The 537-nt window shown below is 65.7% G+C and carries 1 protein-coding gene; it reads right to left on the bottom strand.

Annotation, left to right across the window (positions count from 1 at the left end; translation table 11 throughout):
• Positions 1–151 precede the first annotated feature (151 nt).
• Positions 152–537: CoA-binding protein (locus tag AC1DWF_RS38025; RefSeq protein WP_476843573.1), on the bottom strand; the 386-nt coding region annotated here is incomplete at its 5' end.

The raw sequence follows: 537 nt of genomic DNA, 5'->3' as shown, positions 1-537 counted from the left end.
CGTCACATACTCCGTGATGATCCGGCGTTCTTCGTCAGTCATGGGATCCTTCCCTCCGAAAGGGCGATACAGGCGGCCCCTCTCGGGGCGAGACGTGGCCCGATTGGAAGCCGAATTCAAGAAGTGTGCAAACTGTAATCTTTTATCCACCTCAACCGATGTTCGACGGGAGGCCGAGCCCGCCCCATTCGATGGCCGGGCAGCGGTCCATCACTACCTCGACGCCCTTGGCGCGGGCACGTTCCGCGGCGGGTTCGTTCACCACGCCGAGCTGCAGCCAGACCGCCCTGGCCCCCAGCGAGACGGCCTCGTCCATGACGCCGCCGGCGTCTTCGCTGCGACGGAAGACGTCCACGAGATCGAGCGGGCCAGCGTCGGCCAATTTCCCCACCACCTTGCGGTCGTGAATTTCCTTCCCCTCCAGCGTCGGGTTGACGGGCGTCACGTCGTAGCCGCGGTCCAGCAGGAACTTCATGACGCCGTAGGAGGGCCGGTCCGGCCGGTCCGACGCGCCGACCAGCGCGATGCGCTTCGTGG

This window comes from Aminobacter sp. P4_D5 (genome assembly GCF_056401815.1).
The sequence above is the reverse complement of the archived record's forward strand: the minus strand, read 5'-3'. Positions and strand labels throughout refer to the sequence as shown.